Source organism: Marisediminitalea alba (genome assembly GCF_002993365.1).
GTDB lineage: Bacteria > Pseudomonadota > Gammaproteobacteria > Enterobacterales > Alteromonadaceae > Alteromonas > Alteromonas alba.
In genome coordinates, this window is record NZ_PVNP01000214.1 from 1155 (window position 1) to 16707 (window position 15553).

The window sequence follows — 15553 nt, forward strand, 5'->3', positions numbered from 1 at the left end:
GACGGTTGGATACGACGAAAACTCCGCTGTTTGCTATGGCGGCAATGGAAACGCGTATACACCCGGGTCAGAAACTTAATGAAGGCAGGCATTGACGAGAATCGGGCATGGTGGTCATCGACCAACCAACGAGGCGCATGGTGGAATGCGGGGGCTAGCCACATGAACCAAGCCTTCAGGAAAGGGTGGTTCGATAAAATGGGGCTGGTGTCACTGCTGGATTGTCACCGACAGTTCCAGTGTTAATATGAACCGCCGTGGTACGGAACCGTATGCCCGGTGGTGTGAGAGGACGGGAGTTGTAAAACTCCCTCCTACTCGATCGCACCTAACTGGCTAATAGTTGGCCAGAATCCACAAAAATCCGCTTTTCACCGTTTAAGTGCATAGTATTGTTAAACTCGACTGTGTTAAATTAAAGCCATTGGCACACCTAAAATAAAACAGATAACTATAACGACAGATGCAGATTTCCAGCCTATTTGACAGCGGTAACATCCGCGTAATCCGTGCCGAGCAACCTGATGACATCATGCTCGCGATCAATAAAGACAATCAATCCGATTTTTATCAGTGGTTCCATTTTCGCCTGACCGGTGAAGTTAACCGACTGCATACCCTGCACATCAGCGACCTGGCTTCTTCAGCTTATCCAAAAGGTTGGGAAGGGTACAATGTGCTGGCCTCCTATGACCGTCAGACCTGGTTTCGGGTCGACAGTGAGTTTAATGGCGATATCCTGACTTTCAGCATTGCGCTGGAACAGCCGCAGGTTTATTTTGCTTACTTTATTCCATACAGCTACGAGCGCCATCTCGACCTGTTAGCCGATGCGCAATGTTCGCCATTATGTGAGCTTAAATACCTCGGTGATACCCTCGACGGCCGCGATATGTCCATGCTGGTAATTGGTGAACAGGGCGAAGATAAGCGCAACATATGGATAACCGCGCGCCAACATCCGGGTGAAAGTATGGCCCAGTGGTGCGCCGAAGGCATTATCGCCCGCTTACTGGATGAGCAGGATGGACTGAGCCGGGCACTGCTGGAAAAAGCGGTATTCTATATCGTGCCTAATATGAATCCTGACGGCAGTGCCCGCGGCCATCTGCGCACTAACGCCGTGGGCGCAAACCTAAACCGCGAATGGAAAACACCTACGCCTGAGCGCAGTCCGGAAGTTTACTGTGTGTTGAATGCGATGCATGAAGTAGGTGTCGACATGTATCTGGACCTGCATGGCGATGAAGCTTTGCCGTATAACTTTGTGGCAGGCAGTGAAGGGATCCCGGCTTACAACGATAAACTTAAAGCGTTGGAAAATCAGTTTAAGGACGCCTTGCTGATGGCCACGCCTGAGTTTCAGGATGAGTTTGGCTATGCCAAAGACAAACCCCGACAAGCCGACCTGACTATTGCATCGAATGCAGTGGGTCAGGCCTTTGAGTGTCTGGCTTATACGATAGAAATGCCTTTTAAAGATAATAATAATTTACCTGATCCATTATTCGGCTGGTCTGTGCAACGTTGCCAGCAGTTTGGTGAAGATATCCTGGTAGCCGCATACAATGTGGTTGGCAGTTTAAGGACATAACAACAATAAACATTAACAACAAGGGGAAACTGGTTTGGAAGGCTTGTTTAATTTTTTAACGTCGCTTGACGGGATGCTCGGGGGAGCCGACTGGTTTCCCTTTGTACTGTTAGGCGTAGGTCTGTTTTTTACGATTTATCTTAAATTTCCGCAAATTCGTTTTTTTAAACATGCGTGGAAAGTGGTTACCGGCAAGTACGATCACAACGACGACCCGGGCGATACCACGCACTTTCGGGCGCTTACGACCGCGTTATCCGGCACCGTAGGTACCGGTAATATCAGTGGTGTGGCGTTTGCGATTTTCCTCGGAGGTCCGGCGGCGTTGTTCTGGATGTGGGCAACGGCATTTTTAGGTATGACAACCAAGTTTGTTGAGGTCACGCTGTCACACAAATACCGGGTCAAAACCGAAGATGGCACCATGGCTGGTGGCCCCATGTATTTCATGGACCGTGGTCTGAACATGAAATGGCTGGCGGTTGCGTTTGCCATTGCAACGGTTATTTCATCATTTGGTACCGGTAACCTGCCACAAAGCAACGGTATTGCCACCAGTATCGAAACCACCTTTGGTTTTGAGCCCTGGATCGTAGGTAGCGTACTGGGTATTTTACTGGCACTGGTTATTCTTGGCGGCATCCAGCGTATTGCGGCGTTTACTGCCCGGGTTGTGCCCTTTATGGCGGTGGTGTACCTGATTGGTGCGCTGGCGGTAATTTTCGCTAACATTGAAAATGTGGCGCCATCTTTTGCCGCAGTGATCAGCGATGCCTTTACCGGTTCAGCGGCAGCAGGGGGCTTCCTGGGGGCGTCACTGGCTTATGCGTTTAACCGCGGGGTTAACCGGGGCTTATTCTCTAACGAAGCCGGTCAGGGTTCAGCGCCTATCGCTCACGCGGCGGCTAAAACCAAAGAGCCGGCGTCGGAAGGGATGGTGTCACTGCTTGAGCCGTTTATAGATACCATTATCATTTGTACCATTACCGGCCTGGTGATTTTGTCATCTGGCGTATGGAAAGAAAAACATGAAAACGTGTTTGATCGCTCTGACATGCTGTTTGTGGCCGGTGAGTACACCGACACAGAGGAAGCCGACAAGTCGCAACTGTACGGTTTCTTAAACAGTGTTGATGGCAACGAAGTAGAAAGTTATACCGGTGCTATTACCGTGGTTAATGGTTCTGCGGTAACCGGTGGTTTCACGCTGATTAACGCTCGTTCCGTTGCTGAAGATGTACAATACCTGGTGGGCAGCGAAGATCCTTTCTCTGGTACCCTGCAGATTGAAAACGGTAAGCCGCTTAAAGAAAACCTGATTATTCAGGGTAAGTCTCTGGTTCACTCAGCCTCGCTGACTACCATTGCTTTTACCCGTGGCTGGTTTGGTGACTTTGGGCAGTACATTGTCTCCATTGGCTTATTATTGTTTGCCTTCTCAACCGCCATTGCCTGGTCGTACTACGGTGATCGTGCTATGACCTATTTATTAGGCCCACGTTCAATCATGCCGTACCGGGTTATTTATGTGGCCGGGTTTGTTTGGGCGTCATTCTCTGATACAACCCTGGTATGGGCACTCTCTGCGGTGGCTATTGTGGTAATGACCCTGCCTAACCTGTTCGGTATTGTGTTACTGAGTAAAGAGATGAAAGCGACTGTCGATGATTATTGGCAGCGTGTAAAAGAGAACGAAAAGTAAAAGTAAACCAGAGCCGGATTCTGTCAGTAAAAATACCGACGCCGGCATTGTTTTTTAAAAGCCAGGGCCGACTCCTGGCTTTTTGATATGGTGTCGTATTGTTTACAGACTGATAAGCTCAGCGATGCTTTTCGCCGGAGCCAGTCAGCATTAGCAGTGCGTCACCCGGAAATAACGATTAGAGGAGATAGAATGGCGTTAATTGATTGTCCGTCGTGTGGTAAGAAGATGTCAGATAAAGCCAAGACTTGCCCTAACTGCGATTTCTCTTATGGCGAAGCCTCAGTCGAGGATATTGAACGCAAAGAGAACATGAAACGGTTTAAGAAAATGCATAGCATTCAAAACCAGTCGATGCTCGCGATGCTGTTATTTATTGGTGGTTTTGGTTTTATGTACTGGGGTGGGGTTTCACCAGGCGACACCCAGCATTCTGCAGCCCTGATGGCCTGCGTAATAGGTTTTTTATGGTATGGCATCAATCGCGTGCGAATTGTGCTTTTAAAACGGTCGACTAAATGAATATAGAACAACTTCTCGCAGCCATGACGCCAGACGTTTACGAACGTTTGCGTCAGGCTGTCGAAACGGGTAAATGGCCTGACGGCAAGGTGCTGTCTGATGAACAAAAAGAAAACTGTCTGCAGGCGGTATTGTTGTACCAGGCCAGAATCGCTCAATCCAACGAACATATGACCGTTGGTGAAAGTGGCGAAATTATCCACAAGAGCAAAAGTGAGCTGCGTCGCGAATTACGCGAAAGCCAGTCTAATGAACAATCCATTGCGCGGTTTAAACAGGATGATATTTAGTCGATTTTTTTCGCCTTCCCATAGTAGTAATGATCCGGACACAAGAATTAAAGCCATTGAAAAATTATCGCCAGATTCGCCTAACGAAAGACGCATCCTGCACGAATTAGCCTTCAATGATTCGGCCGCGGCAGTCAGTCTGGCGGCCCTGGAAAAGCTTAACTCTTTTGCGCTGTGGCTGAAAATGTCGCAGATTGCCAAAGAACCGCGGTTAGTTACCGCCGCACAGGCCAGGGTTGAATGCGCCCTGATTGATGGTAATGCTGAAATCAGTCAGCAGGAAATCAAAGAGTACCTGTTAAAATCTGCCCCGGCGGAGCAGGTGATAAAATGTCTGCCGCTGATGACCGAATTGCATCAGGATAAAACCTTTTGCCTGGATATCCTTAATAAGCTGGGGCGCAGCAGTTTTACCCAACAGTTATTTTCGGCCACCCCCGAATCGGCGTTAAAACTCGCCATTATCGATAACAGTCAGGATTCTGATTTACTGCAAAAGCTGTTGCGTAAGACAACCGATGAGACGTTGCAACAGGCGTTGTCAGACCGCCTCGACTATTTGCAGGAACTGGCACAAAAACCGGTTCGACTGGGCCGTGAAGTGACCCTTGTTTTGTCGAAACTACTGGCGTTACTGGAAAAATCGGATTTTGAGCAAATTACGGCTGACCAGGTCTCGCTTAATCAGGAATATCAGGTTCTTAAGGCTGATTTTGGCTGCCTGGATGACGAAGCACGGCAGGAATATGAAGCCAAGCTCGCGTCCCTCAACGAACGCGTTTCAGCATTGTTAGCCCGACTCAAACCAGAGTTTGAGGCACAACAGCGTGCTGCCGCCCATAAAGAGGCTCAACAATCCTGTACCGAAGCTGTGGCAGAAGTCAAACGACTGCATAAGCAATTGCAGGGCGAGCAAATACTCAGCCTGACCCTGGGCGAAGTAACGGTGTTTCAACAGGCTGTGGAAAAGGCGGAAAATGCATTGGCGGCACTGCAGGAATATGCCGAGCCGACCGAAGAAATCGAAAGTATGCTGGAGAGCTACCGGCATATCTGGGGTCGTCTGCCCGACCTACAGCGTCAGGTCGCGGCCCTGCAAACACAATTACAAACCTGGCAGCAATGGCTGGTAGATGACAACGTTAGCTGGCAGCTCGACGAGATCAAAACCAGCTGGCGTGAACAAACTGCTTCAATGGCTGTTGTACCGGTATTTTTACGTACCCAATGGCAGACGTTACTGGAACAACTAAAAGTCCGTGAACAGCAGCGTCAGTCCAGTCAACAACGTCATCTTAAACACTGCCGCAAGCATATTAACATCATCAATAACATGGTAGAGCAGGGCAAATACCGGGCCGCTATGGCACGCTTTCAGCAGCTTGAAAAAGACTATCAGAGCCTCCCGCCTGACACCCGGGCCATGCTTGAGAAACGTTTTGAACAAACCCGGGAGCAAATTGCCCGGCTGGAAGGCTGGCAGATTTATCTTGCCGCACCACGCAAGCCGGAACTGATTGAACAGGCCGAAGCGCTGCTGCAGGAAAGTCAGAATGATATGCCGGGCAGGGCACGTTCAATCAAATACCTCAGGCAGCAATGGCAGAGTCTGGGTGAATCAAATACGGTCGAAGATCAGGCCTTAAACACGCGTTTCGACGAATTGTTAGAGAAGGCTTTTGAGCCGTGTCGCCGTTATTACGCTGAACTGGAACTACAGAACGACAAGGCGGCAGCCGAGCGTCAGCAATTGATTGAGCAGATGGTAGCGCTCGCCAACGATTCAGATGAGCCGGCGCAGCAGTTTCAGCAGTTTGAAGCACTTAAAAAGCAGTGGCAGCAGGCCGGACAAACCGACAGTGAGCGTTATCGCCAGTTACGGGAAACCTGGGACCAGGCCTGTAGTGTAGTTACCGAGGTGATTACCCCGTGGTTACAGCAAAATCGTCAGACCAAGCAGGCACTCATTGATGAGGTTAACGCCCTGAGTGAGCTCGACGACATTCATCAGGCCAGAACACAGGCCAAAGCCTTGCAGGCCCGGTGGAAAACTATCGGCCCGGCGGGCAAGCGTTATGAGTCGAAGCTGTGGTTTGCGTTTAAGGCTGCTAACGATAATCTGTTTAATAAGGCTAAATCAGTTCAGGCTGAGCAGAAAGCGGCACAATCACAGGCCGCCAGTCAGTGGCGTGAACAATTGCAGCAGGTTCAGCAAGCGCTTCAGAATGACCAGACAGCTGCCAGTGATGTTCAGCAAATGCTGGATGAGTGCCAGTTGGCGTTAAAAGAGGTGAACGACAGCAAGCTTCAAAAAACGCTGGCAATAGAGCTGGCAGCGGTACAATCAACACTTGATGCAGCGGTTGATCAGCAGCTCAATGAAGCTTTCGCCAGCGCTACAGAACAAATGCTTGAACAGGTGCTAACTTCTAAACAGCCTGTTTCGGCGCTAGCTGAAGATTATCCGATCCTGCCTGCGAGCTGGTTTAAAGGTAATGGGATTGATGAACCCCAGGACTGGCTTAAAACATTACTTACCCTTGAGGTACTGGCGCAACTGGACTCGCCGGAAGCGGATGGCTCGCTGCGCTCAACCGTGCAGCTCCAACTGATGCAGGCCAAGCTCAATGGCGAGTCGCTGCCATCGGCTTACCCTTTAATTGGCGAGCTGTTGGCAAGTCAGGCTGTACTGACTGAACTCGACACTCTGCCTTTCCGGCAACGGTTGTTTGATGTCTGTGTGCATTTTGGCTTACCCGGAGAGGCGTAAGCAGTGAAAAACAGTGTTGAATATAAATTTCCCACTCAGCCGCTGGCCTACCGGTTTTTAAATACGGTGAAGCATTTTGACGCCGAGCAACTGGTTGTTAAATACGGTCAGACAAATCATCATGTTAAAGTGAGCTACCGGATTAAAACGGAAGGTTTTGATTCGACTCTGGGTGAGCTTGACGATTTGGCCAGCCAGATGGAAGGCGAGGAAGTTTGATATAAGCAGGCAGGTCTGAGTTGATCAGGCCTGCCTGAACGCGTTAATCTGCGCTGAATTCCACCTCGTAACCCGCATATTTACGAATATTAATCACCCGGTCACCATCAAGCATCCAGTACTGGCCTTTGATGCCGGTTAATGTGCCGCTGAATTGTGGGGTTTTATCCAGGTTAATGGATTTAATCTTAACCGGGTAGTCCTCAACCGGGTAGCCAATTACATGGCTTACATCATCCACCGTAGTCACCGCCTGTATCCCTTTATCGCCGGTAATCTGAGCTAAATCATCGGCCAGCTTTTCGAGCATCTGATGTTTCAGGGCAATTAAATCCTGCTGTTCAGGCTGACCTTTCAGCATGGTCCGCCAGTTAGTTTTATCACCAATATACTGCGTACATAACTGTTCAACCTTGCCGCTGGTCAGGCGGTCGGGCACTCTTAACATCACGGTTGCCTGGCTGGCCCCCTGATCAATCCAGCGGCTGGATATGCCGTCGGTGACATGGCGGGTAATACCCACTTTCAGGTTGCCGGTATTGGCCAGATAGACAAAGTGGTCGGAAAAACAGTTTTCTTCTCCCCACTCAGGCTCGCGGCAGGTGCCTTCGTGGAAGTGGCACTTTTCTGGTTTGATAATACAGGTATCGCACTGGGCCAGTGAGATCACGCAGGGATAACAGTAGCCCTGATTAAAACTTTTTTTGGTTTTACGCTGGCAATGGGTGCAATAAATATTGCCCGTGTGCACTATGCTGACCGACTTGCCGATCAGCGGGTTCATGGATACCGAATCGTCACCCACCGGCAATTCATACTGAGCTACGTGGGCGGCATCGGTGCTGACGCGCATTTTTCTGAGAGTTCCTGAATACTGCATGTTTGTCTGTTCCTGTTAATTACTCAGTTCACCCTGCAAGCTCTGGCCAAGCTGGCGTTTAAGCTCGTCGAATGACAGTGACTGGCTGAGCAGGTAATGTAATTTTGCTAACGTGGCCTCCGGCGTCATGTCAAAACCGGAAACTACACCTGCCTGAGAGAGGCCGTGCCCGGTTTTATAACCACCCATATTAACCCGGCCCTTAAAGCACTGGGTGCAGTTAACCACCACAATTTCTCTGGCCGCGGCGGTTTCCAGCTGGGTTAGCAGTTGTTTGTTCTGAGGCGCGTTACCCACACCATAGCTAAGCAAAATGAGCGCGTTGACCGGCTGTTGTAAGGTATTCTCAATCACCATAGGCGAGATCCCCGGATACAGACTCACTAAACCAATGGGCTGGGCGGTCACCTTGCTTACCTTCAGTTCGGTATTGTCAGGCTCGGCAATTTTGCCCGCTTTAACCCGGATATTAATACCCGCTTCGAGTAGGGGGGGGAAGTTTGGAGAGTCGAAAGCATCGAAACCATCCGCATCTACCTTGCGGCTGCGGTTGCCACGAAACAGCTTGGTATTAAAAAACAGGCTGACTTCAGCGATGGGGTAATTGGCGGCAATATACAAAGCATTTAATAAATTCACCTGACCATCAGAGCGCAGTTCGGCTAACGGAATTTGCGAGCCGGTTACAATCACCGGTTTACTCAGGCCCTGGAGCATAAAGCTCAGTGCCGAGGCGGTATACGCCATGGTGTCAGTGCCGTGAAGGATGATAAAGCCATCAAATTTGTGATAATTCGCCGCAATATCATCGGCGATAAACTGCCAGTCGGCCGGACTCATATCTGACGAGTCCATTAGTTCATCATATTCACGTAGTGTGAACTGCGGCATTTCCGGGCGATGAAATTCCGGCATTGAAGCCAGGGTTTTGGCCAGGAAGCCAGCCGCTGGCACATAGCCCTGGGATGAAGGCCGCATACCGATGGTACCGCCGGTATAGGCAATGTAAATCTGTTTACGCATTAAGTTAGCCTGATGAGAAATAGTGAAATTAGCAATGTCATAATCAGGCCTATTATAAACAAAAGATAACCAACCATGATTGAACTTCAGACATTTAATTCTAACTCGTAAACTGGCCATGGAAAAACTATTGCAGGTTTAAATCGAAGTGTGCAGAATGAAGCGATGAATTAGAATTAAGAGTAGTAAATAATAGGGGGAATTGGGTGAAATCAGGAAGCCTTGTGTGCGTTGGACCGGGTATGATTTTAGGGGCTCATATTACTGAACGCTGTCGTAATATCATTCAAAAAGCTGACGTAGTCTTTATGAGTTGTCATGCCATGGTTGAGAAGTGGATTTCAACCATGAACGATGATGTAAGATCTTTACAACCATATTATGGTGATGACAAAGACCGGCGAGATACTTATCGTGAAATGCAGGCTGCAATTATTGAGGAAGTGCGTTCAGGTAAGAATGTTGTGGGTGTTTTTTACGGCCACCCGGGAATTTTTGCACAAGTTCCTCATAAGGCAATAGCGCAAGCACAAAAAGAAGGCTTTAGCGCCCACATGGAACCAGGAATTTCTGCCGATGCTTGTTTATATGCTGATATGGGTATTGATCCGGGACGGTTCGGTATTCAACAGTTTGAAGCTAGTCAATTCTTGTTTTACAAGAGAAATATTGACCCTTCGGCCTATCTCATTCTTTGGCAAATCGGCCATGCAGGTGATGTGTCACTAACAACAAGGCAGTCTGGTGCCGCAGAGCGGCAAGTGTTAGTTGAGCAGCTCCTCAAGTATTATCCACAGAAACATAAGGTCGCGATCTATGAATGCCCATTTATAATTACCGAGCAGCCAAAAATAGACTGGTACGAGCTAGAATCACTCGCTAGTGCTGATATATCATTGGTATCTACATTAGTGATTCCCCCAGGCAAAAATATGGAACCTGCACCTGAAATTGTTGAAAAACTACGCTTGATTTATGAGACATCAAGATTATAAGATCATGATTCTCAAATAATTTGAGAATTAATCTTTACATTTTTAGAAAAGGAATAATTATGTCCAAAATTGCTATTTTAGAGAAGTTAGCTACACAACCTCACTTAACGATCGATATGCTCGATGACAAAGAAATTGAGATTTTAGAGAGTGTTGACTCAACAGAAGATGATTTTAATTTTACCTTATCAATTAACGCCCCAATGGGTTAATTGATAAAGTGTTAGTTATGACCATTACTATTGTTGTGTAGTGGTCTTTTTAGTTTTTCAGACATGTTGCTTAAATTTTGCGAGACTTGAGAATGAATGCGATTGAGATACTTGAGAAGTTAGCCATAGAACCTAACTTACGCCTTAATAAGTTTACTATTGAAGATATCCATGCAGTAGAAAAAGAGATACAGTTGGCTGGTGAAAATAATCCTATGCTTACGATTGTAGAGCCACATGAGCCTGAACCTTCAGAGCCATCTGAACCTCCTGAAGAGTCGATAAACAAAATTAACTAGCTGACATTTGCGTTTGAAAAATTTAAGAATTTTTGTAGTCACTTGCACCGTTGTATTGTTGTCCGTTCAGGCATTCGCTCAACCAAGCAGTAAGGATATTTTAAAAGAAGCTGATGAGTTAAGACTCTCTGACAGAACGGCTGCAAAGCAATTGTTGGATTCAATTGACGTAGCAAAACTGTCTGGCAGCGACGAAGTTTATTTTCAGTATTTAAATGCAGTAATAGGAACATTTAACGGAGATATTAAACAGACTGCTGAAGTGCTTAAAAACCTGTTAGAAATAGTTAAAGATAAAGCGCTTAAAGTTAGAATTTCGGCCTCCTACTTAAATTTATTGGGCTCGTTAGGTCATTGGAAAGAGGGCCTGGCTCTTGGTGAACAACTGATCAGTTACGCCTCAGATATAGAAGAGCAGGAGGTAAAATATCGCGCCTACCTCGGACTAATCGCATTTTATGAGCAATTACAACAGCCTGAAACTGTATTGAATCTCACAAATCGTATTGTAGGGAAAGAGAGTGTTCCGGCCGAGGTAGAGTGCGGGGCGTTGGCTGCGCAAATAAGCTCTCTAATCAAACTCAATTCTCAATCCTTTTCTATCGAATACTTGCAAAACGCAAGTCAGTTTTGTTTGGATCACGGGTTGACTATATATTTTGCTGTGCTAGAGATGCATAAAATTGCGTGGATGATCAGTCAGAAAATGTATTCTGAGGCATTACCCTATTTGGAAGCTTTGATTGCTAATCCAGAAGTCAACAAATTTACTCCTCACCTGACAATGGTAATGTCCCGATATGCTGAGGTTAACTTAAAGTTAGGTAATATAGACGTTGCGCGTGACTTCGCAAGGCGGACACTAGCTATTGACTCTGAACAAAATTACAGACAAGCGATCATTAAAGCCCTTGAAGTCTTGCATGTAATTGAGAGAGATTATGGCGAAATCAAAGAGGCTTATAAATATTTAGTTCAATTGACGTCCTTACAATTTGCAGAAAATGTATCGCAACAAGAAAAGCAACTCGCGATTCAAAAAGCTTGGTTCGAGCTAGACGCGTTTCAACACGAAAATGAATTACTTGACAAAGAAAACAGCCTTTTGCAAACAAAGGCGAAGCTTGTCAGAGAAAATTTTGAAAATTCTATTCTAGCCTTAGTATTAGTTTCTTTAATATTGCTGTTGTTGGTATTCTGGTCCTATCGCAACCATAAGGTGCAGGCTAAATTGAAGCAACTGGCCAGAATAGACTCATTAACTAAGATATCTAACCGAAGATATTTCACAGAGTATGCCGAAACGCTGATTAATAAAGCCAGGGTTAACAATGAACTGGTTTGCTTCGTGATACTCGATTTAGACCATTTCAAAAATATCAATGATAGCTATGGCCATCAGCTTGGTGATACTGCGTTGGTAATGACTGCTGGGACTCTGACGAAGACTTTAGCTGATGATGCGGTGCTGGGGCGATTAGGCGGTGAGGAGTTCGGTGCAATTTTTTGCGGTAAAAGGATAGACGAAGTACTCAATTTAATAGAAAGCTGCAGAAACGAAATCGCCAGCGTAAAACTCCCAATTGCTGAATATAAGCTAAAGCTTACTGCTAGTTTTGGCGTCAGCAGTTCTGAGGACGTCGGTTATCCTTTCGAAAATTTATATGCAGCCGCTGACCTTGCCCTTTTTCAATCAAAACGTTATGGGCGAAACCAGGTCTATCAGTATTCCCCATCGATGGACTCGTGAATAAGACGCTCGAAGGAGAAGGGCGAAAAGGTACAAAAAATTGACTGTACCTTTACTCAGGCTAAGCAACCACAGGCTATTTAACCTCTTCTCCGGCCGCCTGACGGTCGGCATGGTAACTCGAACGTACCATTGGGCCACACGCGGCATGGGTAAAGCCTAACGCTTTAGCGGTATCGCCAAGTGCATTAAATTCATCCGGGTGCACATAGCGTTTTACCGGGAAGTGGTGACGGCTTGGCTGCAGGTACTGCCCCAGTGTCAGCATCTCCACATCATGCGCACGGAGGTCTTTCAGAACCTCAGCAATCTCTTCCTGACTCTCACCCATTCCCATCATCAAACCAGATTTGGTGGGTACGTCAGGATGTTGGGCTTTGAATTTTTTGAGTAAGTCGAGTGACCACTGGTAATTGGCGCCTGGACGACATTCGCGGTACAAACGCGGAATGGTTTCCAGGTTATGGTTAAACACATCTGGTGGCGCATCTTTAAAGATCTCCAGCGCACGGTCCATTCGGCCACGAAAATCCGGTACCAGCACTTCGATTTTAGTTGCCGGGCTGTGTTCACGAATGGCTTTAATACAATCCACAAAGTGCTGAGCGCCGCCATCACGCAAGTCATCGCGGTCTACCGAGGTGATCACCACGTATTTCAGCGCCATTTCTTTAATGGTGGTGGCCAGTTTAAGTGGCTCCTCGGCGCTTGGCGGTAATGGTTTACCATGGGCAACATCACAGAACGGGCAACGACGGGTACAGATATCACCCAGAATCATAAACGTGGCGGTACCATGGTTGAAACATTCCGCCAGGTTAGGGCAACTTGCTTCTTCACAGACCGAGTGCAGATTATTTTTGCGCAGGGTCTGCTTGATGTGATCAATCCGGTCAGTGGTGCGAGGCAGCTTGATTTTGATCCATTCCGGCTTACGGAGCATTTCCTCTTTTTCAGTCGGAACGATGGTAACCGGAATGTGCCTGACCTTTTCATCATCGCGGAGTTTTACTCCGGCTTTTGCCTTTACGTTACTCATTAAAGCCTTCTATTGTTTGCAAATTGGGCAGAGCAAGTTTGGCCTGTAAATGGCTTAACATCAGCTCTGTCGCTTCTTGAATATTATCCGGCCCGCCAAGGCGGGCGCAGTCTGTCATGGCCATACCCTGATAACCACAGGGATTGATTCGCTCAAAAGGCGCAAGGTCCATATTAACGTTGAGTGCCAGACCATGAAAAGAGCAGCCTTTACGAATGCGTAAGCCCAGCGAACATATTTTCTCACCGTTAACATATACGCCAGGCGCATCGGGGCGGGCATTAGCGGCAATGTTACGGTCTGCCAGCGTGGCTATTACCGCGTCTTCCATAGCACTTACCAGCTCGCGAACGCCCATTTTGCGGCGCCGGACATTGAGCATCAGATAGATAACTAACTGGCCTGGTCCGTGATAGGTGACCTGTCCGCCCCGGTCGACCTGGACTACCGGGATATCACCGGGCATCAGAATGTGTTCAGCTTTACCGGCCTGACCCTGGGTAAACACCGGCTCGTGTTCAACCAGCCATATTTCGTCAGCATCATCATTGGTACGCTGATCAGTGAAGGTTTGCATGGCCTGCCAGACCGGCTCATAAGCTCGCTTGCCTAACTGCCTTACAATCACCTTATCCCGGGCGTCCTTATTAACGGCGTCTGTCACTTAAAGTACAACTCTTACTAATTCGATTTTGGCCAGTTCGGTGTAAATTAATTCCATATGTTCTTTACTGGTTACCGTTACGGCAACCGATACAGAGTGGTAATTCCCTTTAGCGCTTGGCTTTACCGTTGGCGCATAGTCGCCCGGCGCGTGTTCCTGCAGGCAGGATACCACATGCAACGGTAAATCTTCGTGGGCAATGCCCATTACCTTAAAGGTCTGAACCGTGGGGAAATCCAGCAGTTCGTCAAACCGAGTGTCTAATTTAGTCACTTTTGCTTACCTCTCAAAATAGCACGGCACGAATTCTACCAATTCGTGCCGTACACCACCAGATGCATGTATGATACAAGCGATTATCTGGAATTAATCATTCAGACCTAACTGTAAAGTTACGTAATCAAGCAACCGGTCGAAAAGGCCACCCTCTTTTACTTCCTGTAAGGTCACTAACGGGTACTGAGCTACGTCTTCGCCTTCTAACTGGATATACAGCGTGCCAACGACTTCGCCTTTAGCGAGTGGTGCTTCCAGATTCTTATCCAGCTCAAAGTTCGCTTCCAGATTGGCCACCTGACCACGGGGAATGGTAATTGGCGTAGACTGGTTAATACCTAAATCCACGGTATCCCGATCACCCATATAAATACGGTGCGAAACAAAGCTGTCACCGGCTTTATAGGGTGTAACGGTTTCGTAAAAACGGAAGCCGTAGCGCAGGAGCTTTTTATTCTCAACCTTACGCGCTCGTTCGCTGTCTGTGCCCATTACTACCGATACCAGGCGCATATCGCCCTGGGTGGCAGAGGTAATCAGCGAGTAACCGGCATCCGAGGTATGACCGGTTTTAATGCCGTCTACGTTAAGGCTTTGATCCCACAGCAGGCTGTTGCGGTTATACTGCTTGATGCCGTTGTAAGTGAATTCTTTTTCACTGTAGATTTTGTACATGTCCGGCGTCTCTTTTACCAGCGCGCGCGACAGCGTTGCCATGTCACGTGGCGAGGTGTAGTGGTCCGGGTCGTGCAGGCCATGGGAGTTAACAAAATTACTGGCGTTCATTCCCAGGTTGGCGGCATGGGCATTCATCATGCTGGCAAACGCACTTTCAGAACCGGCAATGTGTTCGGCCATGGCCACACAGGCGTCGTTACCAGACTGCACAATAATACCGCGTAACAGGTCGTGCACGGTGACTGTAGTGCCTACTTCGATAAACATCTTCGAAGAATCCGGGAAATTCTTCGCCCAGGCATTTTCAGAAATTTTCACTTCGTCATCTAACGAAATGTTACCGGCTTGCAACTCTTTACCAATCACGTAAACCGTCATAATTTTGGTCAGACTGGCAGGCGCCAGCTGCATGTCGGCGTTTTGTTCGGCAATACTGGTGCCGGTTTCATAATCAAGTAACACGAAGCCGGCAGCGGCAACGGTAGGTGGCGGTGGAATAACGACCGCAGCTCTGGCAGTTTGCCAGTAAGCACTGAGTAACAGGGTAATGCTTAGTAGCAAGGCAGACAGGAAAGACGGTTTAGCGCGCTTTATTTTATTATGCATGGTTTTACCGTTTGTGTTGAAAGCGAAAATCTGT

The 15553-nt window shown here is 47.7% G+C and carries 16 protein-coding genes and 1 pseudogene; 11 read left to right on the forward strand and 6 right to left on the reverse strand.

Annotated features, from left to right (window positions below; translation table 11 throughout):
• The 7 genes and pseudogenes from C6Y40_RS25070 to C6Y40_RS23365 form a co-directional block, all read left to right on the forward strand.
• A pseudogene (locus C6Y40_RS25070) lies at positions 1-246 on the forward strand (group II intron reverse transcriptase/maturase); the annotation flags it as partial.
• A gap of 217 nt (positions 247-463) precedes the next feature.
• The gene (locus tag C6Y40_RS23340; protein WP_105936789.1) at positions 464-1594 is read left to right on the forward strand and encodes a M14 family metallopeptidase; all 1131 of its coding nucleotides are present in this window, start codon (positions 464-466) and stop codon (positions 1592-1594) included.
• Between the two features lie 34 nt (positions 1595-1628).
• Positions 1629-3296, forward strand: a complete 1668-nt coding sequence (locus tag C6Y40_RS23345) for an alanine/glycine:cation symporter family protein (RefSeq protein WP_105936790.1) — start codon at positions 1629-1631, stop codon at positions 3294-3296.
• A gap of 192 nt (positions 3297-3488) precedes the next feature.
• On the forward strand, positions 3489-3818 hold the full coding sequence (locus C6Y40_RS23350; RefSeq protein ID WP_105936791.1) for a zinc ribbon domain-containing protein: 330 nt from the start codon (positions 3489-3491) through the stop codon (positions 3816-3818).
• Positions 3815-4108: a YeaC family protein gene (locus C6Y40_RS23355; RefSeq protein ID WP_105936792.1), complete on the forward strand. Its 294-nt coding sequence runs from the start codon at positions 3815-3817 to the stop codon at positions 4106-4108. The genes C6Y40_RS23350 and C6Y40_RS23355 overlap by 4 nt, the downstream gene beginning before the upstream one ends.
• Positions 4098-6878: a DUF349 domain-containing protein gene (locus tag C6Y40_RS23360; RefSeq protein WP_170308574.1), complete on the forward strand. Its 2781-nt coding sequence runs from the start codon at positions 4098-4100 to the stop codon at positions 6876-6878. The genes C6Y40_RS23355 and C6Y40_RS23360 overlap by 11 nt, the downstream gene beginning before the upstream one ends.
• A gap of 3 nt (positions 6879-6881) precedes the next feature.
• Positions 6882-7097 carry a hypothetical protein gene (locus C6Y40_RS23365; RefSeq protein ID WP_105936794.1) on the forward strand — a complete coding sequence of 72 codons (216 nt, stop codon included), beginning with the start codon at positions 6882-6884 and terminating at the stop codon, positions 7095-7097.
• Between the two features lie 43 nt (positions 7098-7140).
• Here the strand turns inward: C6Y40_RS23365 and C6Y40_RS23370 are convergent, their stop codons facing one another.
• Both C6Y40_RS23370 and ansA read right to left on the reverse strand, forming a co-directional pair.
• Positions 7141-7950 carry a DUF2797 domain-containing protein gene (locus tag C6Y40_RS23370; RefSeq protein ID WP_105936795.1) on the reverse strand — a complete coding sequence of 270 codons (810 nt, stop codon included), beginning with the start codon at positions 7948-7950 and terminating at the stop codon, positions 7141-7143.
• Positions 7951-7992: 42 nt separating this feature from the next.
• Entirely contained in the window at positions 7993-9000 is a 1008-nt protein-coding gene (gene ansA / locus C6Y40_RS23375) for an asparaginase (protein ID WP_105936796.1), read from the reverse strand.
• Between the two features lie 206 nt (positions 9001-9206).
• On the opposite strand from ansA, the gene C6Y40_RS23380 reads away from it, so the two are divergent.
• The 4 genes from C6Y40_RS23380 to C6Y40_RS23390 all read left to right on the forward strand — a co-directional run bounded on the left by C6Y40_RS23380 (position 9207) and on the right by C6Y40_RS23390 (position 12256).
• Positions 9207-9995 (forward strand): SAM-dependent methyltransferase, encoded by a 789-nt coding sequence (locus tag C6Y40_RS23380; protein WP_105936797.1) that lies wholly within the window; start codon positions 9207-9209, stop codon positions 9993-9995.
• 59 nt (positions 9996-10054) lie between these two features.
• Complete coding sequence (locus C6Y40_RS24870) at positions 10055-10207, forward strand: hypothetical protein (RefSeq protein ID WP_170308575.1); 153 nt, start codon at positions 10055-10057, stop codon at positions 10205-10207.
• Between the two features lie 92 nt (positions 10208-10299).
• Positions 10300-10506: a hypothetical protein gene (locus C6Y40_RS23385; protein ID WP_105936798.1), complete on the forward strand. Its 207-nt coding sequence runs from the start codon at positions 10300-10302 to the stop codon at positions 10504-10506.
• Between the two features lie 13 nt (positions 10507-10519).
• A complete protein-coding gene (locus C6Y40_RS23390; RefSeq protein WP_105936799.1) occupies positions 10520-12256 on the forward strand; it encodes a GGDEF domain-containing protein in 1737 nt (578 codons plus the stop codon).
• A gap of 76 nt (positions 12257-12332) precedes the next feature.
• Here the strand turns inward: C6Y40_RS23390 and lipA are convergent, their stop codons facing one another.
• The 4 genes from lipA to C6Y40_RS23410 all read right to left on the reverse strand — a co-directional run bounded on the left by lipA (position 12333) and on the right by C6Y40_RS23410 (position 15519).
• Positions 12333-13295 carry a lipoyl synthase gene (gene lipA, locus C6Y40_RS23395; protein ID WP_105936800.1) on the reverse strand — a complete coding sequence of 321 codons (963 nt, stop codon included), beginning with the start codon at positions 13293-13295 and terminating at the stop codon, positions 12333-12335.
• Entirely contained in the window at positions 13288-13872 is a 585-nt protein-coding gene (lipB, locus tag C6Y40_RS23400; RefSeq protein WP_240622066.1) for a lipoyl(octanoyl) transferase LipB, read from the reverse strand. The genes lipA and lipB overlap by 8 nt, the downstream gene beginning before the upstream one ends.
• Before the next feature lie 87 nt (positions 13873-13959).
• Positions 13960-14232 carry a DUF493 family protein YbeD gene (gene ybeD, locus C6Y40_RS23405; RefSeq protein ID WP_105936802.1) on the reverse strand — a complete coding sequence of 91 codons (273 nt, stop codon included), beginning with the start codon at positions 14230-14232 and terminating at the stop codon, positions 13960-13962.
• Between the two features lie 93 nt (positions 14233-14325).
• Complete coding sequence (locus tag C6Y40_RS23410) at positions 14326-15519, reverse strand: D-alanyl-D-alanine carboxypeptidase family protein (RefSeq protein WP_105936859.1); 1194 nt, start codon at positions 15517-15519, stop codon at positions 14326-14328.
• Positions 15520-15553: the final 34 nt, after the last annotated feature.

What these genes read in the sequence shown, in the direction of transcription:
- C6Y40_RS23410 (WP_105936859.1), bottom strand. Translation starts at nt 15,519, where the DNA reads ATGCATAATAAAATAAAGCGCGCTAAACCGTCTTTCCTGTCTGCCTTG.
- C6Y40_RS24870 (WP_170308575.1), top strand. Translation starts at nt 10,055, where the DNA reads ATGTCCAAAATTGCTATTTTAGAGAAGTTAGCTACACAACCTCACTTA.
- C6Y40_RS23385 (WP_105936798.1), top strand. Translation starts at nt 10,300, where the DNA reads ATGAATGCGATTGAGATACTTGAGAAGTTAGCCATAGAACCTAACTTA.
- C6Y40_RS23355 (WP_105936792.1), top strand. Translation starts at nt 3,815, where the DNA reads ATGAATATAGAACAACTTCTCGCAGCCATGACGCCAGACGTTTACGAA.
- C6Y40_RS23350 (WP_105936791.1), top strand. Translation starts at nt 3,489, where the DNA reads ATGGCGTTAATTGATTGTCCGTCGTGTGGTAAGAAGATGTCAGATAAA.
- ansA (WP_105936796.1), bottom strand. Translation starts at nt 9,000, where the DNA reads ATGCGTAAACAGATTTACATTGCCTATACCGGCGGTACCATCGGTATG.
- lipA (WP_105936800.1), bottom strand. Translation starts at nt 13,295, where the DNA reads ATGAGTAACGTAAAGGCAAAAGCCGGAGTAAAACTCCGCGATGATGAA.
- C6Y40_RS23360 (WP_170308574.1), top strand. Translation starts at nt 4,098, where the DNA reads ATGATATTTAGTCGATTTTTTTCGCCTTCCCATAGTAGTAATGATCCG.
- lipB (WP_240622066.1), bottom strand. Translation starts at nt 13,872, where the DNA reads ATGCAAACCTTCACTGATCAGCGTACCAATGATGATGCTGACGAAATA.
- C6Y40_RS23340 (WP_105936789.1), top strand. Translation starts at nt 464, where the DNA reads ATGCAGATTTCCAGCCTATTTGACAGCGGTAACATCCGCGTAATCCGT.
- C6Y40_RS23370 (WP_105936795.1), bottom strand. Translation starts at nt 7,950, where the DNA reads ATGCGCGTCAGCACCGATGCCGCCCACGTAGCTCAGTATGAATTGCCG.